Raw genomic sequence first — 20155 nt, forward strand, 5'->3', positions numbered from 1 at the left:
TCACACGCCGAGCAGGGTGCGCAGGTGGCGCGGGGGCGGGCAGTCGTGGGCGAGCATCGCGTCGTGCCAGTCGCGCACCGACACGTCGGCAGGGCGGGCGGCGGCGATCGCGGCCACCTCGCTGTAGCCGACGAAGTACGTGGAGAGCTGCGTCGAGGTGAGCAGCGCGCGCCGCCACTTGCCGGCCGCCTCCCCCTCCTCCTGGAAGCCCCGCCCGGTCATCAGCGCCATCGCCTCGGCCTCCGGCAGCCCCTCGCAGTGCACGAGCTGGTCCAGCAGCGCGTTGATCGTCATCCGGAGCTGCATCTTGAGCTGCTGCAACCGCACCGGCAGGCCGCCGAAGCCGAGGCCGGCCATCAGCTCCTCCGTGTAGACCGCCCAGCCCTCGATGAAGGGCCCCGACTCGGTCAGCGCGCGGACCCGGGTGGGACCGACGTGCCGGCGGGCGTGGGCGAGCTGGAGGAAGTGCCCCGGCATCGCCTCGTGCACCGTCAGGTTGCGGATCATGTGGTCGTTGTACTCCCGGTAGAACGACTCGACGCGGTGCGCCGGCCAGTCCGCCGGGGTGGGCGCGATGCAGTAGAAGGTCGGCACGTCCGCCGTCTCCAGCGGGCCGGGCGAGTCGCAGTAGGCGACCGCCACGCCCCGGGCGAACTGGGGCATCTCCTGGATCACGCACGGGTCGTCGACCAGGGTGATCAGGTCGTGGGCGCGCACGAAGTCGGTCGCCTCGTCCAGGGTCACCGAGGCGAGGTCGACGATGGTGTGGTCGTCCGGGTGCTCGGCGGCCAGCAGGTCCAGCGCCCGGCGTACCGTCTCGTCGTCCGCCGCGCCGCCGACCAGCTCGACGGCCGCCGCGCGGATCTCCTCGCGTACCCGGTCCAGGTTGGCCCAGGCCCGGCGCTGGATCTCGGCGGCGCCCAGCTCGGTGTCGAGGGTGTGCCAGAGCCGCGCCTCCCAGCGGCGACGGCCCAGCCGCGGGTCCCGCCCGGGGCCGGCGTCGGCGGCCAGGCCCTGACGCAGCCACGCGACGAACTCCTCCAGCGCCGCGATCGCCGCGGTGGCCGCCGGCTCGACCCGGTCGTACAGGGCGGGGGCCTGCGCGAGCAGCGCCGGCACCTCGTCGCGGACCAGCGCCGCCGTGCCGGTGAACTGCCCGACCGCCGTCTCGGCGTGGATCCGCGGCATGTCGCGCAGCGTCGCGCGCGCGGTCGCCAGCGCGTCCGGTACGGCGGCGAGCCGGCCGGCCAGGCTGGTCAGCCGAACGTCGACCGGGGCGTACGGGCGGGCGAGCAACGCGTGCAGCAGCGGCCCGGGGTTGTGCCGCAGCGGGTCCCACTCGTGCGCGCGGATGTCGCTGGACTCGAACAGCTCCCGGTCCACGAACGAGGTGAGCAGCGCGTGGTCGACGCGCTGCTCGACGTCCAGGGCGTCCGGGTCCAGCTCGGCGAGCGCGTCCGCGGCCTCCTTGAGCATGGCCTGGTCGGCCGCGACCGCCTCGGCGGAGAGATCCGGCAACCGGTCGTCGTACCGGTGGTCGCCGGTGGAGGTCGCGAGCCCCGGACGGCTCTGGAGCAACGCGTCGACGATCCGCTCCGCGAGCGGCACAAACGATTCCACCCGCCGACCCTACCGGCGTTCGGCGGTCCTCACGGCGTCCGCGTAGGCGAGGGCGGCGCGGCGCAGGGCCGCCTCCGGGTCCAGGCCCGCCTCGCGGGCCGCCGCGACCGTGGCGAGCAGGCTCGCGCCGAGGCGCGCCTCCGGGTCCACCTGGGACTCCGCGAGGGGCGGCGGTACGGCGAGGCCGACCCGCCCAGCGCGCTCCAGGATCTTGGCGGCCAGGGCGAGGGCGGGCTGGCTCAGCGCGATGCCGTCCAGCACCGAGTCACGCGCCTTCTCGGCCCGCTTGATCCGCTCCCAGCTGGCCTCGATCTCCTCCAGGGTGCCCGCCGCCGCGTCGGCGAAGACGTGCGGGTTGCGCCGGACCATCTTGTCGACCAGCCCGCCGGCCACGTCGTCGACGGTCCACCGCTGCGCCTCGGGCAGCTCCTCGGCGAGCCGGGCGTGCAGCAGCACCTGGAGCAGCACGTCGCCCAGCTCCTCGCGCAGCGCGTCGGTGTCATCGGCGTTGATCGCGTCGTACGCCTCGTAGCACTCCTCGATCAGGAAGCCGGCGAGGCTGCGGTGGGTCTGCGCCCGCTTCCAGGGGTCGCCGCCCGGCGAGGCCAGCCGGTCCATCACCGCCACCGCGTCGAGCAGCCGGGCGCCCGGCGGGTCCCACGAGCCGTACATCAGCTCCAGCTCGGCCAGGCCGGGCTCGCGCGCCAGCCGCAGGCCCAGCTCCCGGGCCAGCGACTCGTCGCCGGCCGGGCCGGCCAGCCACACCGCCACGCCGTGCGCCGCCGCCGCGTCGAGCAGCGCCTGGGTCGCCGGGCCGTCGACGACCGTGACCTCGGCGCCCGCCGTGCGGACCGCCGTCGTCAGCTCGCTCTCCGCCCCGGCCAGCACCGGATGCCCGCGTACGACGTCCCAGGCGGCGGCGGTCAGCAGCCCGGCTGGCAGCCGGGGCGAGGTGACGAGCAGGACGATCCGGGCGGGCATGCTCAGCTGTCGGTCCCGCCGGCCGCCTGCGGTGCGCCGGTGGGCAGCGGATCCGGGGTGGAGACGTCGGTGACCGCGTCGGAGCCGGCCTCGCCCAGCGGCACGCTGACCGCCGGCGCGTTGCCGGAGAAGCTCAGCACCGGGAACTCCAGCGGGCGGTAGCGCGGGTTGACCGTCACGTCGTAGGCGGCGACCGCCTCGGCCAGCGACCTGCGGGTGGCCAGCGCGGTGCGCAGCTGCTCGCCGTCGAGCTGGCGGGCGGCCGCCTCGTCCGGCACGTCGGCCGGGATGGCGCCCGCCTTGCGGCCCGCCGCCACCACGTCGGCCAGGTCCTGCGCCGTCGGCTCGGCCGGCGCCCCGGTCGGCACGCCGGACAGGCAGTTGTAGAGCTCGGCGACCTGGCGCACGTAGCCGGTGTCGGGCGTGAGGCCGAACTGCTGCGCGAGCTGCTCCGGCGCCACCTGCCCGCGCGGCTGGTAGTTCTTCTCGGCGGAGACCCGCTCGCAGACCTCGGCCAGCACCAGCACGCTGACGACCTGGCCGCGCCCGGGCAGCTGCGGCGCCTGCGCCGGGGGCCGCCCGTCGGGCGCCTCGGGCTGCCCGGTCGGTGCCGGGTTCTTCGCCCGCAGGTCGTCGACGACCCCGGTGACGGCATCCTCGGTGATCCGCAGGTCGCCGACGTAGGCGGCGACACCGGGCTCGGCACGGCAACCGGAGAGAGCGACGAGGCCGAGCGCCACGCTGGCGACGGCGGCAAGACGGCGAGCACGCATGACGGTCACTCTCTCATGCCGCCCGGGGCCCGCGTGACGCCGCCCACCCGTCTGGCCACGCATGTCCTGCCCTCACCGGGCGGAGGCTCCCGCCATCGCCGGCTCGCCCAGGACGTCGGAGAGGAGCTGGGCGCACCACTGAAGCAGGGCCTGGTCGCGCAGCGGCTCGCCGCCCATCCGCCGGGTGCTCGGCCGGGGCACGCTGACCTGGTCGAGGGCCTGCTTGTAGACCGAGTCCGGGTGGTAGCGCTTGAGCCGCAGCTGCTTCGAGTCGGGCAGCGGCAACGGGCCGAACCGGATGTGCTTGCCCTGCATGGAGACGTCGGTCAGGCCGTAGCGGCGGGCCAGCAGCCGGAACCGGGCCACGGCGACCAGGTTCTGCACGGGGGCGGGCGGCTCGCCGTAGCGGTCCGTCATCTCCGCGACCACCTCGCGCAGTCGCTCCTCGTCGCGGGCCTCGGCGAGCTTGCGGTACATCTCCAGGCGCAGCCGCTCCACGCCCACGTAGTCGTGCGGCAGGTGGGCGTCGATCGGCAGGTCGACCTTGACCTCGGTCTCCTCCTCCGGGCGCTCGCCCTTGAACGCGGAGACCGCCTCGCCGACCATCCGCACGTAGAGGTCGAAGCCGACGCCCTCGATGTGCCCGGACTGCTCGCCGCCGAGCAGGTTGCCGGCGCCCCGGATCTCCAGGTCCTTCATCGCCACGTACATGCCGGCGCCCAGCTCGGTGTGCTGGGCGATGGTGGCCAGCCGCTCGTGGGCGTGCTCGGTGAGCGGCTTCTCCGGCGGGTAGAGGAAGTAGGCGTACGCCCGCTCCCGGCCCCGGCCGACCCGACCGCGGATCTGGTGCAGCTGGGCCAGGCCGAGCAGGTCGGCCCGCTCCACGATCAGCGTGTTGGCGTTCGGGATGTCGATGCCGGACTCCACGATCGTGGTGCAGACCAGCACGTCGAACTCCTTTTCCCAGAAGCCGACCATGACCTTCTCCAGGGCCTCCTCGCCCATCTGGCCGTGCGCCACCGCGACCCGCGCCTCGGGCACCAGCTCGCGCAGCTTCCGGGCCGTCTTCTCGATCGACTCGACCCGGTTGTGCAGGTAGAAGACCTGCCCGTCGCGCAGCAGCTCGCGGTGGATGGAGGCGGCCACCTGCCGCTCGTCGTACGCCCCGACGAAGGTGAGCACCGGGTGCCGCTCCTCCGGCGGGGTGGCGATGGTCGACATCTCCCGGATGCCGGTGATCGCCATCTCCAGGGTGCGCGGGATCGGGGTGGCCGACATGCTCAGCACGTCGACCGAGGCGCGCATCGTCTTCAGGTGCTCCTTGTGCTCGACGCCGAAGCGCTGCTCCTCGTCGACGATGACCAGGCCGAGCGACTTGAACCGGGTGGCCGCCTGGAGCAGCCGGTGGGTGCCGATGACGATGTCGGCGGTGCCCGCTGCGGCCATCTCCAGGGTCCGCTCGGCCTCCTTCGGCGTCTGGAAGCGGGAGAGCTGCTTGATGGTCACCGGGAACTGGCTCATCCGCTCGGCGAACGTGTTGTAGTGCTGCTGCACCAGCAGCGTGGTGGGCACCAGCACCGCCACCTGCTTGCCGTCCTGCACCGCCTTGAACGCCGCCCGGACCGCGATCTCCGTCTTGCCGTAGCCGACGTCGCCGCAGATGAGCCGGTCCATCGGGACGGTCTGCTCCATGTCCCGCTTGACCTCCTCGATGGCGGCTAGCTGGTCCGGCGTCTCCTGCCACGGGAAGGCGTCCTCCAGCTCCCGCTGCCACGGCGTGTCGGGGCCGAAGTTGTGCCCCTTGGAGGCCTTGCGGGCGGCGTAGAGCTGGATGAGCTGGGCGGCGATCTCCTTGACCGCCTTGCGGGCCCGGGCCTTGGACTTCTGCCAGTCCGAGCCGCCCATCTTGTGCAGGGTGGGCTGCTCGCCGCCGACGTAGCGGGAGAGCTGGTCGAGCTGGTCGGTGGGGACGAAGAGCCGGTCGCCGGGCTGGCCGCGCTTGCTCGGGGCGTACTCGATGACCAGGTATTCCCGGGACGCGCCGTTGACGGTGCGCTGCACCAGCTCGACGTAGCGGCCGATGCCGTGCTGCTCGTGCACGACGTGGTCGCCGGCCTTGAGCTCCAGGGGGTCGATCGTGTTGCGCCGCCGGCTCGGCATCTTGCGCATGTCGCGGGTGGAGGTGCCCCGCCCGCCGGTGACGTCGTTGCCGGTGAGCAGCACGAACCGGGACGCCTCGTCGACGAAGCCGCTGTTCAGGCTGCCGCAGGCGACCAGCACCTCGCCGGGGGCGGGAGCGGTCGGGATCTCCTCGGTCAGCCGCGCGCCGAGGCCGGCGTCGCGGAGCACCTCGACCGCCCGCTGGGCGGGGCCGTGCCCCTCGAAGACCAGCGCGACCGACCAGCCCTCGCCGGCCCAGCGCGTGAGGTCGTCGACCACCCGCGCGGTCTCACCGTGGTAGAGCGGGGCCGGCTGCGCGGCCAGGGTCACCGCGATCGCGTCGTCGGGGGTGACGTCGGCCGCCTCCGGCGCGTCCTCCCAGGGCTGCCGCTCCGGGGCGGCGTCCGCCTCCACCAGGCCGAACGGCGACAGCGTCCACCAGGGCTGGCGCAGCTTCGCCGCGACGGCGCGTACCTCCGCCAGGGTCTTGAAGGCGGCGGCGCCGAGATCGACCGGGGCCTGGCCACCGACGGCGGCCGCGGCCCAGCTCGCCTGGAGGAACTCGTCGGAGGTACGCACCAGGTCGTGCGCCCGGGTGCGGATCCGCTCCGGATCGCAGAGCAGCACGTGGGTGCCGGCCGGCATGGCGTCCAGCAGCAGCTCCATCGAGTCGGCGCCGATCAGCGCCGGGGCGAGGGACTCCATCCCCTCCACCGGGATGCCCTCGGCCAACTTGTCGAGGATCTCGGCCAGTTCCGGGTGCTCCTCGGCGAGGGCGGCGGCCCGCTTGCGCACCGACGGGGTGAGCAGCAGTTCCCGGCAGGGCGGCGCCCACAGCTGCGGCACCTGCTCGATGGTGCGCTGGTCGGCGACGGCGAAGGTGCGGATCTCCTCCACCTCGTCGCCCCAGAACTCGACCCGCGACGGGTGCTCGTCGGTGGGCGGGAAGATGTCGAGGATGCCGCCGCGCACGGCGAACTCGCCCCGCTTGGTGACCAGGTCGACCCGCGCGTACGCCATGTCGATGAGCCGGCGGGCGACCTCCTCCAGGTCGGCCTCCTGCCCGGCCGCCAGCTGCACCGGCTCCAGGTCGCCGAGCCCCTTGAGCTGCGGTTGCAGCAACGACCGGACGGGCGCCACGACCACCCGCAGCGGACCGGTGCGGCCGTGCGCGTCCGCCGATCCGGGATGCGCCAGCCGGCGCAGCACGGCCAGTCGCCGGCCGACCGTGTCGGAGCGGGGCGACAGGCGCTCGTGCGGCAGCGTCTCCCAGGACGGGAAGACCGTCACCTGCTCGGGCGGGAGCAGGCTGCCCAGCGCGGCGGCCAGGTCGTCGGCCTCCCGCGTGGTGGCGGTCACGGCGAGCACCGGACGACCCGCGCCGCCGCCCGACCCGCCGTCGCCGGCCCGGTCGGCCGCGACCGCGGCGACCGCGAACGGACGCAGCGCGGGCGGTGCGGTGATGTCGAGGCCGTCGACCTGCGCGGCACCGGAGCGCGCCAGGTCACGCGCCCGGGCCAGCCCCGGGTCGGCCAGTGCGGCGGAGAACAGACCGGTGAGCATGAGATCACTTCCAGCGGACGACACGACGATCACCCCTCGCCCGGCTGGACGGGGGGTCCACCGGTCGACACTATCTCTCCGGTCGGACGAACCACCCCCGCGTACGTTGGATCGACCACGATCCACGACGGCCGCCCGAGGAGGAGGATCGATGCCTGAGGGAGTGGGCAGCGACCCACGCCGAACGACCACGCCCTGCCGCCGGCGGGTGCTGGGTGACCCGGCGGGGATCTCGATCTCCATGGTGCGCTGCGGCGTCGAGAAGCGCGGCTGGACGGCACCGACGGCCGCGCTGCGGCACGAGGTCAACCTTGGCTGGTCGGGCGCCTACCGGCGGCGCATCAACGGTCGTACGACGTTCTCGGACGCCACCTCGCTGCTGCTCATCCGGCCAGGCGACGAGATACAGGTGTCCCACCCGCTGGGCCGCGACACGTTCACCTGCCTGCTGATCGAGCCGGCGGTCCTCGACGAGCACCGGGACGGGGCGTGCTGGTTGGCGACCGCCGGCTGGGACGGCACCTCGGACACGGCGCTCGACCTGGCACACCGGATGCTCATCACGGAGTTCCGGCGAGGGCTGGACCCGTTCGAGATGGCGGAGCGGCTGCACGACTTCCTCGGCAGGGTGCTCGACTTCGTCAACGCCCGGGCCGAGTCACCGGGAGCGGACCTGCGGCGCGTCGTCAACCAGCGCCCCGCCACCGCGGCCGCCCACCGTCGCCTCGCCGACCGCGCCCGGGAGGTGCTCATGGTCCGCGACTTCACCCTCACGCTCGACCAGGTGGCGCGTGAGGTGGGCGCCTCACCACACCACCTGAGCCGGGTCTTCCAGCGGGTCACCGGCAGCAGCCTCACCGCCTACCGCAACCGGCTGCGGGTCCGGGCGGTGCTGGACACCCTCGCCGAGGCGGACGGGCGGCCGCTGCGCGCCGTGGCGGCGGAGCACGGCTTCGCCGACCAGGCGCACCTCACCCGCGTGCTCCGGGAACACGTCGGCCACCCGCCGGCCCACCTCCGCCGGCTCCTCACCCACCCCCGACCGGCCTGACGCGGTCAACCGAGCATCGATGTTCAAGACACGGGGCCGCCCGGCGGCCGAGGATGGAATCCGGCAGCCGGGATCGAGCCGCCGGATCGGCGGCCGCGGGGTGCGCGGACCTGTTCGGGGAGGTCCGCAGCTCCACCCGACTGTGACCTCGGCGACGCCCGAGGTGCCGTCGCCGCCCGCCGGCGGTGCCGTACACCCCCCTGTACGGCACTCCGGTGGGCGCGACAGCCCGGCGGTCGTGTGTTCCTGCTCGCCACCCTCGACGCCCAGCCGTTCGCGGGAAGGATCTTGACGGGGCCGGTCGGCCGTGATCGGCTGCGCTGATGGGCAACCAGTGGCGGGCACAGTTCGACGCGGAGGTCACCTTCGCCAACGGCGGCGGGCTGCGGACGGACGGGTTCCGGCTGGACATCCCCGGCCGCGACATCGCCGACGACGAGCTGGCGGCGCTCTTCGTCCGGCACCTCGGGCTGCTGATGGTGGCGGAGGTCCGGATCACCGGCAAGACGCTCGTCGAGGAGCCGCACAAGGGCGGCCGGGGCGTGGCGGCCGGGGCCGACCCGCACGGCGCCTCCCGGCGACGGCTGGTGGAGCTGAGCCACGTGGTCACCGACGGCATGACCACCCTGCCGGGCTGGCCGGCGCCGCGGATCACCGAGTGGCTGACCCGGGAGGCGTCCCGCGCCAACTACGCCCCCGGCACCGAGTTCCAGGTGGGGCGGATCGACATGATCGCCAACACCGGCACGTACGTGGACACGCCCGCCCACCGCTTCGCCGAGGGAGCCGACCTCGCCGCCACCGGGCTGGACCGCCTCGCCGACCTGCCCGGCGTCGTGGTCCGGGTGCCGGCGGGCACCCGCGCGGTGGACCGGCTGCTGCTGGCGCCGTACGACGTCGCGGGGCGGGCGGTGCTGCTGCACACCGGCTGGTCGGCGCACTTCGGCACCGACCGGTACGGCGCGCCGCAGGCGCCGTACCTCACCGGGGACGGCGCCCGGGCCCTGGTCGACGCGGGCGCCGCCCTGGTCGGCATCGACTCGATCAACATCGACGACATGAGTCCCGCGGCGGCCGGCGAGCGCCCGGCGCACAGCGCTTTGCTGGCCGCCGGCGTGCCGATCGTGGAGCACCTGACGGGGCTCGACGCGCTGCCACCGACCGGCTTCCGGTTCACGGCCGCCCCGCCGATGGTGGCCGGCATGGGCACCTTCCCGGTCCGGGCGTTCGCCGTGCTCGACCCCGCCTGACCGACCGCGGACCCGGCAGGGGCGGGGCGGCGTGCGAGGGGTGGGTCAGTAGCGGACCGAGATGCGGCGCTCGACGGCGTCGACCCGGATCTCGCCGCCGTACGGGACGATCAGCTGCGGGTCGGTGTGGCCGAGGTCGACGTCGAAGACCACCACCGCGTCCGGGCGGTAGGCGGCGAGCGCCCGGGTGACCGCCTCCCGCTGCGCCCGCGCCCAGTCCCGCCGCTCGTCGGGGGTGTGCGGCCGGTCGAAGTCCCACGCCTTCGGCCGGCCGACGAGGACCGCCGGGAAGCCGGCGAGCAGCCCCCGCTCGCCCATGTTGCGCAGCATCCGGAACACCTCGGTGGCCGGGGGCAGTTCCTCCGAGGTCTCGACCATCAGCACCGCCCCGGCCAGGTCCCCGGCCGCCGGCACCCGGTCGGCGGCCAGCAGCCAGTGCAGGATCTCCAGGTTGCCGCCCCAGGTGTGCCCCTCGACGACCGTCGACGGCCCCTGCCAGCGCCAGCCCTCGCCCGGGAGCATCTCCGGCTCGTCGGCCAGCGTCGCCGGGTCCCGCCAGTCGTTCGGCCGGTCGCCCCACTCCGGCGCGGGCGTGAGGTCGTACCAGCCGGAGGTGAAGAGGGCCGCGCGCAGCGAGTCGAAGGTCAGCGGGTGCGGGCTGCCCGAGCGGCCGAGGTGCACCAGCACCGACCCGCCGTGGTACGACACGATGCCCAGCCGGTGCAGGTGGTTGAGGACGTTCGTGTTGTCGGAGTAGCCGAAGTACGGCTTCGGGTTGGCCCGCAGCACGGCGTCGTCCAGGTGCGGGGTGACCGTGATCAGGTCGTCCCCGCCCACCGTGGCGAGCACGGCGGTGACCGTCGGGTCGGCGAAGGCGGCGGTCAGGTCCCGGGCCCGGTCGCGCGGGTCGGCGTCGAGCACCCGGGTGGTCGGGTACTCCACCGGCTCCAGGTCGAACTCCTCGCGCAGCCGGCGCAGCCCCAGCTCGTACACGTGGGGGAAGATCGCCGGCAGGCCGGCGGAGGGCGAGACGACCGCGACCCGGTCTCCCGGTCGGGGCTTGGGGGGATAGCTCGGCGACGTCATGACCGGACGCTACCGAGCGGCGGAACCGGTTTTCCCGGGTCGCGAAACGCCGCGTAACGGGCAGAAGCCACCCTAGGCTGACGGCGTGGACCAGGAGATCCGCGACAGGCTGCCGCGTACCGCCGCGCTGCTGCTCGGCACCCTGGTGCTCGCCACCGCGTTCATCACCGCGTACGTCGGCGCGCTGCACCGGCCCACGCCGCGCGACGTGCCGGTGGGGGTGGTGCGCGGGGACCAGAAGGCGGAGGCCCTCCTCGCCGCCGTACGCAACCAGACCGACACCCTCGAAGCGGTCGGCTACGACGACCCGGAGGCCGCCGACGACGGCCTGCACACCCGCGAGGTGTACGCGGTGCTCGCCGCCACCGCCGAGGGCGGGCTGGTCCTGACCACCGCCAGCGCCGCCGCGCCGGCCGCCGCCGACGTCGTCGTCCAGGTGCTCGGCACCGCCGCCCGGCAGGCGGAGATGCCGCTGCGGGTCACCGACGACGTGCCGGTGGCCCCGACCGACCCGCGCGGGCTCGTGCCGTTCTACCTGGCCGTCGGGTACGTGCTGGGCGGCTACCTCGCCGCCACCGTGCTCGGCCTGGGCAACGGCACGGCCCCGCGCAGCCTGCGCCGCGCCGGGCTGCGGATCGCCGCGCTGGCCGCCTACAGCCTGGTGCTCGGGGTCGTCGGCGCGGTCGTGGTCGGGCCGGTCCTGGACGTCTGGGACCACGACCTGGTCGGCGTCGCCGCGAGCGGGGCGCTGACGGTCCTCGCGGCGGCGATGATCGCCTCGGCGGTGCAGGGCTGGCTGGGGCTGTTCGGCACCGGGCTGGTGATCCTGCTGCTGGTCGTGCTCGGCAACCCCGGTTCCGGCGGCATCTACGCCCCCGAGTTCCTCCCCACCTGGCTGCGCGGCATGCACCGGTGGAACGTGCCGGGGCTCGCCACCGACCTGCTCGAATCCGTCGTCTACTTCGACCGCCGGTCGACCGGTTGGCCGCTCGCCGGGCTCACCATCTGGGCGGCGCTGGGCGTGGCGGGTGTGCTCAGCGCCACCCCGTTCCAGGCCCGCCGCCGCGCCGACAGCCGCACCGCATCCGCCGCCACCAGCGAAGACGCGCCCGGTGCCGGCTGAGACGCGAGCAAGGTGCGCCTCCCGCGCCGCGGACGATTGCAAGGGTCCCCTCCTCCCCGGCGGGGGACGCGGATACGATCCAGGAAGTCGGACAGCGCTGTCCTTCGTACTCGCGTAAGGAGCGCATCGTGACCGACCAGCACGACCACGACGGCCCCGACGCCGCCCTGCGGGCCGACATCCGCCGCCTCGGCACCCTGCTCGGGCAGACCCTCGCCCGCCAGGAGGGTCGGCCGCTGCTCGACCTCGTCGAGGAGATCCGCGCCCAGGTGCGCTCCGACGCGCCCGCCGCCGCGCAGCGCCTCGCCGGCCTGGACGTCACCACCGGCACCAAGCTGGCCCGCGCCTTCTCCACCTACTTCCACCTGGCCAACATCACCGAGCAGGTGCATCGGGCCCGGGAACTGCGCCGCCGCCGGGCGGTCCAGGGCGGCTGGCTGGACCAGGCGGCCAAGATGATCGCCGAGCGCGGGGTGCCGGCGGAGGAGATCGCCGCGGCGGCCCGGCGGCTGGCGGTACGGCCCGTCTTCACCGCCCACCCGACCGAGGCGGCCCGCCGGTCGATCCTGTCGAAGCTGCGCGCCATCGCCGACGAGCTGGACACCGAGACCGCCAACGCGATCCTCTACGGCGCCAGCGACGAGGGCCCGGCCAACCGCCGCCTCGCCGAGCTGCTCGACCTGATGTGGCAGACCGACGAGCTGCGGCTGGACCGGCCGGACCCGACCGACGAGGCCCGCAACGCCATCTACTACCTGCGCGACCTGTACGCCGAGGCCGCCCCGCAGGTCCTCGACGACCTCGCCGACACGCTGCGCACCCTCGGCGTGGAGACCTCCCCGACCGCTCGGCCGTTGTCCTTCGGCACCTGGATCGGCGGCGACCGCGACGGCAACCCGTTCGTCACGCCGGCCGTGACCCGCGAGGTGCTGACCATCCAGCACGAGCACGGCATCGCGGCCACCGAGAAGGCGATGGACCACCTGATCGACGAGGTGTCGGTGTCCCGGCGGCTGCGCGGGGTGTCGCTCGACCTCTCCGCCAGCCTCGCCACCGACCTGGACGCGCTGCCCGAGGTGGCGGCCCGGTTCCGCCGGGTCAACGCCGAGGAGCCCTACCGGCTCAAGGCCCGCTGCGTGAAGGCGAAGCTGGCCAACACCCGGCAGCGGCTGCGCCAGGGCACCGCGCACGTGCCGGGGCGGGACTACCGCGGCTCCGCCGAGCTGGTCGCCGACCTGGAGCTGCTGCGCGCCTCGCTGGCCCGCAACGCCGGTCAGCTCACCGCCGTGGGCCGGCTCGCCTCGACCATCCGTACGGTCTCCGCGTTCGGGCTGCACCTGGCGACCATGGACGTCCGGGAGCACGCCGAGGCGCACCACGCGGTGCTCGCCCAGCTCTACGCGGCCGTCGGCGAGGTCCCCGACTACCCGTCGCTGAGCCGGCTGGAGCGGACGAAGCTGCTCGCCGACGAGCTGACCGGCCGCCGGCCGCTCTCCACGCTGGACACCCCGCTGACCGAGGCGACCCGCAAGACGTTCGACGTGTTCGGCACCATCCGCGAGGCGCAGGACCGGTTCGGCAACGAGGTCATCGAGTCGTACATCGTCTCGATGACGCTCGGGGTCGACGACGTGCTCGCCGCGGTGGTGCTGGCCCGCGAGGCCGGCCTGATCGACGTGCACAGCGGCCGGGCCCGGATCGGCTTCGTGCCGCTGCTGGAGACCCCGGCCGAGTTGAACGCCGGTGGCGAGCTGCTCGACGAGCTGCTCTCGCTGCCGGCGTACCGGGCGCTGGTGGCGGCGCGGGGCGACGTGCAGGAGGTGATGCTGGGCTACTCCGACTCCAACAAGGAGGCCGGCATCACCACCAGCCAGTGGTCGATCCACCGGGCCCAGCGCGCGCTGCGCGACGTGGCCGCCCGGCACGGCGTGCACCTGCGGCTCTTCCACGGTCGCGGCGGCACGGTGGGGCGCGGCGGCGGGCCGACGCACGAGGCGATCCTGGCCCAGCCGTACGGCACCCTGGACGGCGCGATCAAGGTGACCGAGCAGGGCGAGGTCATCTCCGACAAGTACTCCCTGCCGTCGCTGGCGCGGGAGAACCTGGAGCTGACCCTGGCCGCGGTGCTCCAGGCCACCCTGCTGCACACCGCGCCCCGCCAGCCCGCCGAGATGCTGGAACGCTGGGACGCCACGATGGAGCTGGTCTCCGACTCGGCCTTCCGGTCGTACCGGTCGCTGGTCGAGGACCCGGACCTGCCCGCGTACTTCTGGGCGTCGACGCCGACGGAGCTGCTCGGCGCGCTCAACATCGGCTCCCGGCCGGCGAAGCGGCCGAACACGGGGGCCGGGCTGGCCGGGCTGCGCGCCATCCCGTGGGTGTTCGGCTGGACCCAGACCCGGCAGATCGTGCCCGGCTGGTTCGGGGTCGGCTCCGGCCTGGCCGCGGCCCGGGAGGCGGGGCTGGAGGACGTGCTGGCCGAGATGCACCGCAACTGGCACTTCTTCCGCACGTTCCTGTCGAACGTCGAGATGATGCTCACCAAGACCGACCTCAGCATCGCCCGCCGGTACGTCGAGACGCTGGTGCCGAAGAAGCTGCACCCGATCTTCCACAAGATCGAGCAGGAGTACGAGCTGACCAAGCGGGAGGTGCTGGCGGTGACCTCCTCGCCGGCCCTGCTGGAGAGCTCGCCGGTGCTCCAGCGCACCCTGGCCGTCCGCGACACCTACCTGGAGCCGCTGCACCACCTCCAGGTGGCCCTGCTGCGCCAGTACCGGGAGTCCGGGGCGGCGGGCCGGGCGGTGGCCACCGCGCCGGGCGGCCGGCGGGCGCCGAGCGACGGTACGGCGCTGGAGCGCGCGCTGCTGACCACGGTCAACGGCATCGCCGCCGGCATGCGCAACACGGGCTGAGACGTGCGGAGGGCACCTCCCTGACGCTACTCGCGCGCCGAAGGTGCCCTCCCGACACGGCAACCGGCGGTCCCGGCCCGCGCCGTCGGCCTACCAGTCGCCGCCGCCGCCGAAGTCCCCGCCGCCGAAGTCCCCGCCACCGAAGTCGCCGCCCCCGGCGTCGCCGCCGACCTCACCGCCCTGCTCGCCGTAGCCGGAGGCGTCCCCGAAACCCTCCTGGTAGCCGGCCTCGTAGCCGTATCCGGGATCGGCGAAGCCGGGCGAAAAGAGCGCGTCGGCGATCAGGATGCCGCCGAGGACCCCCGCGCCGGCGCCCAGCGCCGTCTTCCACCAGGGGGTGGAGTACCAGCCCGCCGGCACCGGCCGGCCCTGGTAGCGCCCGCCCGGGTAGTAGTAGGGGGTGTCCCGGCCGGGCTGCGGCCCGGCCTTGAACGTCTGCCCCCGCACGTCGACCTGACGCTCCCGGGTGAGCTGTCCCACGCCCTGCGCGGCGGCCAGCGGGGGCAGTTCGGGGCCGGGGTCGATGCCGAGCGCCACCCGGGCCGCCCGCGCGTAGGTCAGCCCCTCCAGCGCGGTCTCCCGGGCCAGGCGGTACTGCTCGACGCTGCGGGCCTGCTCCAGCTGGCTGCCGGCCGCGTTGTAGCGCTCCCCGGCGTCGACCAGCGCCTGCCGCACGGCCGGGTGGTCGCCGTGCAGGTTCATCACCTGACCGCCGAGGCGCTCGTACCAGCGCTGGGCGTCGGCCCGCACGTCGGCGAGGCGCCTGGCCTCCCGGGCCGCGCTCTCCCGGCGCCACCAGAGGAACGCACCCACCAGCAGCACCACGAGGATGAGCAGCGGCAGATATCTCATGTCTGCGACGTTACCCAGGCCAGGCCAGCGGCACGCCTCCGATCGGCGCAGCGCGGCCCGCCCGGCGGGCGGGGCCGGCGCCGCCGGCGAGTCCTCCGAGAGCGGCGCGGCGGCGGGCGGCGGGCCGGTCTGGCAAGCTCCGGGGGTGGACTTCTCGACGCTGGCCGTGGTGATCGTCTGCCTCGCCGCCGGGGGTGCGGCGGGCTGGTGCGCCGCCCGGACCCGCTCGGCGACCGAGATCGCCCGGCTGGACGCCACGCTGCGGGCCACCCGGGAGGGCGAGGGCCGCCTGGAGCAGTCCATGCGGGCGCTGAGCTACGAGGCCACCGCGCAGTCCCAGGAGGCGGTGGCCCGCGCCGTCGCCCCGCTGCACGACACGCTGCGCCGCTACGAGCAGCGGGTCGCCGAGCTGGAGCACGACCGGGTCGACGCGTACGCCGAGCTGCGCGAGCAGGTCCGTGCGATGAGCACGGTCTCGGGCGAGTTGCGCACCGAGACGAAACAGCTGGTGGCGGCCCTGCGGGCACCCCAGGTGCGGGGCCGGTGGGGCGAGCACCAGTTGCGCCGGATCGTCGAGGCGGCCGGCCTGCTGGAGCACTGCGACTTCTCCGAGCAGGTCACCGCCGCCACCGACCACCAAGGGGTCCGCCCCGACCTGGTGGTCCGGCTGCACGGCGGCCGGTCGGTGGTGGTGGACGCCAAGGCCCCGTTCGACGCCTACCTGACGGCGATGGAGGCCCGCGACGAGCGGGGCCGGAACACGCACCTCGACGCGCACGCGAAGCACCTGCGCGCGCACGTGGACGCGCTGGCCGCCAAGACCTACTGGGCCGCGTTCGACAGCACGCCGGAGTTCGTGGTGCTCTTCGTGCCGGCCGACCCGTTCCTCGACGTCGCGTTGCAACGCGACCCGACGCTGCTGGAGCACGCGTTCGCCCGCAACGTGGTGCTGGCGACCCCGGCCACCCTGGTGGCGTTGCTGCGTACGGTCGCCTACTCGTGGCGGCAGGAGGCGCTGGCGCGCAACGCGGTGGCGGTGCACTCGCTCGCCCGGGAGCTCTACGGGCGACTGTCGACCCTGGGCGAGCACGTCGGCAAGCTCGGCGCGTCGCTCGGCGGCGCGGTGACCGCGTACAACCGGGCGGTCGGGTCGCTGGAGGCGCGCGTGCTGGTCAGCGCCCGCAAGCTCGCCGAGCTGGGGGTCTCCGACCAGGAGCTGGCCGCACCGGCGCAGGTTGAGCTGACCCCTCGGCAGCCGCAGGCTCCCGAGCTGCTCGAAACCGCCGAGGCCGAGCCGACGACCGGACGGTCGACACTGGACTGACGGCCGATACCTACCACCGCCGATGTGACAATGGACATCCACCCATGTCACGAAGTGGTCACAACGAACTCGGCGGTAGTGACAGTGACCAGCGACAGCGCGAAGGATTCGCCTCACGCGTGCCCTGCATCTGAGGGCCCTGTTCTCTGGAGGAAAGAGAACGTGAGCAAACCCCGAAACCTGAGCCGGCGGACATCCGCCGCGCTCTTCGCGTCGGTCGTGGCGGCCAGCGCCGTGACCGTGGCTGGCGGTGCCGCCACCGCGAGCGCCGCGCCCACCGCCGCACCCGACGCATCCCAGGCCACCCCCGTGGAGGCGCTGGGCTCGCACGACGCCAAGCTGCTCGCCGAGGCGGAGGCGAAGAAGGCCCCGACCGTCACGCTGATCGTGGCCACCAAGAAGGGCGAGGCGAAGGACGTCGCCGCCGACCTCAAGGACCTGGGTGCCGCCGTCACCGAGCGGTACGACAGCATCGGCTACGTCCTGGCCAAGGTCCCCACCGCCAAGGTGGTCAAGGCGGCCACGCTGCCCGGCGTCTCCGCCGTGGACCTCGACGAGACCATCCAGCTGCCCGACCCGACGCCCGAGGTCGCCCCCTCCGGCAAGAAGGCGGCGAAGCAGGCCGCAACCCTGCCCGGTCCCGGGGCCGGCACCCCGGCCGCCAACCCCTACATGCCGACGAACGAGATCGGCGCGGTCGACTTCGTGGCGGACAACCCCCAGTGGGACGGCCGCGGCGTCACGATCGGCATCATGGACTCCGGTGTGGACCTCGGCCACCCGGCGCTGCAGAAGACCACCACCGGCGAGCGGAAGATCGTCGACTGGGTCACCGCCACGGACCCGTTCGAGGACGCCACCTGGCGCCCGATGCTCACCGCGGTGACCGGTCCGACGTTCACCTCCGGCGGCGCGACCTGGACCGCCCCGGCGGGCACCTACCGGTTCAACCGGTTCAGCGAGTCGATCACGGCCGCCAGCGACCCGGCCGGTGACGTCAACCGCGACGGGGACCGGACCGACACGTTCGGCATCCTCTACGACCCGGCCACCAACAACATCTGGGTGGACGTCAACCAGAACAACGACTTCACCGACGACGCCCTGATGCGGCCGTACAAGGAGAAGTTCGACGTCAACCACTTCGGCACCGACAACCCGGCCACCCCGGTGGCCGAGCGGATCCCGTTCGTGGTCGAGTACCGCGAGGACGTGGACACCGCCCCCATCGGCGGCCCCGGCCTGGTGGACTACGTCAACATCGGCATCGTCGAGAGCACCCACGGCACCCACGTCGCCGGCATCACCGCCGCCAACGACATGCTCGGCAACGGCGCCTTCGACGGTGCCGCGCCCGGTGCCAAGCTGGTCTCCGCCCGCGCCTGCTCGTGGGGCGGCGGCTGCACCTACGCCGCCCTCACCACCGGCATGGCCGACCTGGTGATCAACCGCAAGGTCGACGTGATCAACATGTCGATCGGCGGCCTGCCGGCGCTGAACGACGGCAACAACGCCCGCGCCGAGCTCTACAACAACCTGATCACCACCTACGGCGTGCAGATGTTCATCTCGGCCGGCAACTCCGGCCCGGGCCTGAACACCATCGGCGACCCGTCGGCCTCCGCCAACGTGGTCAGCGTCGCGGCGAGCATCAGCAAGGACACCTGGCTGGCCAACTACGGCTCCGTGGTGAAGAAGAAGAACGCGCTGTTCAACTTCTCCTCCCGCGGCCCGCGTGAGGACGGCGGCTTCAAGCCGAACATCGCCGCCCCCGGCTCGGCCATCTCCACCGCCCCGACCTGGCAGCTCGGCAACCCGGCCCCCGAGGCCGGCTACGCGCTGCCCCCGGGCTACGCGATGCTGAACGGCACCTCGATGGCCTCCCCGCAGGCCGCCGGCGCCGCCGCGCTGCTGCTGTCGGCCGCCAAGGCGACCGACAAGGGCGTCACTCCGGCCGCACTGCGCCGGGCGATCTACAGCTCGGCCAAGCCGATCAAGGACGTCCCGACGTACGGCCAGGGCTACGGCATGTTCAACGTGCCGGGCGCGTGGAAGCTGCTGCGCAAGGGCGTGGAGACGCGCTCCTACACCTCCGAGGCTCCGGTCTGCACCGTCCTGTCCGGTCAGCTGAGCACCCCGAACCGGGGCACCGGCCTCTACAACCGTTGCGCCTCCGCCGAGGGTGGGCAGCGGGTCGGCCAGTCGAAGAGCTACCAGGTCCAGGTCACCCGTACCAGCGGGCCGGCCGGCACCGTGAAGCACAACGTGGGCCTGCGCGGCAACGACGGCACCTTCAAGGCGCCGAAGACCGTCTCGCTCCCGCTGAACAAGACCGTCACCGTCCCGGTCACCGCCAAGCCCGCCACCGCCGGCGCGCACGGCGCGATCATGACGATCGACGACCCGGCCACCTCGGTCGTCGACTTCGAGGTCTCCACCGTCGTCGTCGCCTCGAACGACGTGCAGAAGCCGGACTTCTCCTTCTCGGCCGAGGGCTCGGTCGACCGGAACAGCTTCACCTCGTACTTCGTGACGGTTCCGCCGGGCACGGGCGCCCTCCAGGTGAACCTCTCCGGCATCGCCACCGGTTCGCAGACCCGGTTCATCGCCTTCAACCCGTACGGCGTCCCGGTGGAGAGCACCTCCAGCCTCGCCTGCTACACCAACTTCTCCGACGCCAACGCCTGCAAGCCGCAGGAGCGCGACTACCAGAACCCGATCGCCGGGGTCTGGGAGATCGAGGTGGAGTCCCGTCGGACCTCGCCGTCGCTGAACAACCCGTTCCAGCTCACGGCGCGGGTGCAGGGTGTCGCGGTCGAGCCGGCCGTGGTCGAGCTGCCGTCGGTCACCGCCGGTGCGGCGACCCCGGTGACCTGGTCGCTGACCAACACCTTCGGCCCGGTCGCGGTGACCGGCCAGGGCGGCCCGCTCTCCAGCGTCCACGCTGAGCGGCCGACCATCGCCGAGGGCGCGTCGCAGGAGTACACCGTGGAGGTGCCGGCGGGCGCGACCCGCTTCACCGCCCGGATCGGCAGCCCGGCCAGCGCCGCGGCCGACCTCGACCTCTACGTCTTCCGCGGCACCGCGGAGGTCGGTCGGGCCGCCGACGGCGACTCCGAGGAGGCCGTGACCCTCAACAACCCGCCGGCGGGCACCTACCGGGTGGTCGTCGAGGGCTACGCGGTGGACGGGGCCGGTGGCAGCACCGCGTACGACTACCGGGACTCGTTCTCGGCGGCGGCGCTGGGCAGCCTCTCGGCGCCCGCCACCCCGCTCGACCTGGCCCACGGCGCCACCGCCACCCTCACCGGTACGGTGACCGCCCAGTCCACCCCGGTCGCCGGTCGGGCGCTCTTCGGTGAGCTGTCCGTGGTGACCACCGAGGGCGCGGTCGTCGGCCGCGGCGCCGTCTCCATCGGCACCGTGAACTGACCCGTCCCGCACCGGAACACCGGAG

General features: G+C 73.9%; 12 protein-coding genes. 6 read left to right on the top strand and 6 right to left on the bottom strand.

The genetic code is table 11. The features are described 5' to 3' along the window. From ACSNN9_RS00925 to mfd, 4 genes are all read right to left on the bottom strand, one after another. Entirely contained in the window at nucleotides 1-1620 is a 1620-nt protein-coding gene (locus ACSNN9_RS00925; protein ID WP_436670712.1) for a DUF885 domain-containing protein, read from the bottom strand. A gap of 9 nt (nucleotides 1621-1629) precedes the next feature. Beyond that, complete coding sequence (locus tag ACSNN9_RS00930; RefSeq protein WP_436670713.1) at nucleotides 1630-2601, bottom strand: nucleoside triphosphate pyrophosphohydrolase; 972 nt, start codon at nucleotides 2599-2601, stop codon at nucleotides 1630-1632. A 2-nt stretch (nucleotides 2602-2603) separates the two neighbouring features. Then, nucleotides 2604-3374 carry a hypothetical protein gene (locus tag ACSNN9_RS00935; RefSeq protein ID WP_436670714.1) on the bottom strand — a complete coding sequence of 257 codons (771 nt, stop codon included), beginning with the start codon at nucleotides 3372-3374 and terminating at the stop codon, nucleotides 2604-2606. 72 nt (nucleotides 3375-3446) lie between these two features. Then, a complete protein-coding gene (gene mfd, locus ACSNN9_RS00940; protein ID WP_436670715.1) occupies nucleotides 3447-7097 on the bottom strand; it encodes a transcription-repair coupling factor in 3651 nt (1216 codons plus the stop codon). 151 nt (nucleotides 7098-7248) lie between these two features. On the opposite strand from mfd, the gene ACSNN9_RS00945 reads away from it, so the two are divergent. Both ACSNN9_RS00945 and ACSNN9_RS00950 read left to right on the top strand, forming a co-directional pair. Next, on the top strand, nucleotides 7249-8148 hold the full coding sequence (locus ACSNN9_RS00945; protein ID WP_436670716.1) for a helix-turn-helix domain-containing protein: 900 nt from the start codon (nucleotides 7249-7251) through the stop codon (nucleotides 8146-8148). A 323-nt stretch (nucleotides 8149-8471) separates the two neighbouring features. Then, nucleotides 8472-9398 (top strand): cyclase family protein, encoded by a 927-nt coding sequence (locus tag ACSNN9_RS00950; RefSeq protein ID WP_436670717.1) that lies wholly within the window; start codon nucleotides 8472-8474, stop codon nucleotides 9396-9398. 45 nt (nucleotides 9399-9443) lie between these two features. On the opposite strand, the gene ACSNN9_RS00955 is transcribed toward ACSNN9_RS00950, so the two are convergent. Beyond that, nucleotides 9444-10484 (bottom strand): S66 family peptidase, encoded by a 1041-nt coding sequence (locus ACSNN9_RS00955; protein ID WP_436670718.1) that lies wholly within the window; start codon nucleotides 10482-10484, stop codon nucleotides 9444-9446. Nucleotides 10485-10569: 85 nt separating this feature from the next. On the opposite strand from ACSNN9_RS00955, the gene ACSNN9_RS00960 reads away from it, so the two are divergent. Next, nucleotides 10570-11607, top strand: coding sequence for a hypothetical protein (locus ACSNN9_RS00960; protein WP_436670719.1), 1038 nt, complete (start codon nucleotides 10570-10572; stop codon nucleotides 11605-11607). Between the two features lie 128 nt (nucleotides 11608-11735). Further along, a complete protein-coding gene (ppc, locus tag ACSNN9_RS00965) occupies nucleotides 11736-14522 on the top strand; it encodes a phosphoenolpyruvate carboxylase (protein ID WP_436670720.1) in 2787 nt (928 codons plus the stop codon). Nucleotides 14523-14612: 90 nt separating this feature from the next. On the opposite strand, the gene ACSNN9_RS00970 is transcribed toward ppc, so the two are convergent. Beyond that, nucleotides 14613-15374: a hypothetical protein gene (locus tag ACSNN9_RS00970; RefSeq protein ID WP_436670721.1), complete on the bottom strand. Its 762-nt coding sequence runs from the start codon at nucleotides 15372-15374 to the stop codon at nucleotides 14613-14615. A gap of 145 nt (nucleotides 15375-15519) precedes the next feature. Here ACSNN9_RS00970 and ACSNN9_RS00975 point away from each other — a divergent pair, with 145 nt between their 5' ends. Together ACSNN9_RS00975 and ACSNN9_RS00980 are read left to right on the top strand one after the other, a co-directional pair. Continuing rightward, nucleotides 15520-16698, top strand: a complete 1179-nt coding sequence (locus tag ACSNN9_RS00975; RefSeq protein WP_436670722.1) for a DNA recombination protein RmuC — start codon at nucleotides 15520-15522, stop codon at nucleotides 16696-16698. A gap of 162 nt (nucleotides 16699-16860) precedes the next feature. Next, a complete protein-coding gene (locus ACSNN9_RS00980; protein ID WP_436670723.1) occupies nucleotides 16861-20130 on the top strand; it encodes a S8 family serine peptidase in 3270 nt (1089 codons plus the stop codon). The last annotated feature ends 25 nt before the right edge of the window (nucleotides 20131-20155 follow it).

This window comes from Micromonospora sp. URMC 107 (assembly GCF_051386315.1).
GTDB lineage: Bacteria > Actinomycetota > Actinomycetes > Mycobacteriales > Micromonosporaceae > Micromonospora.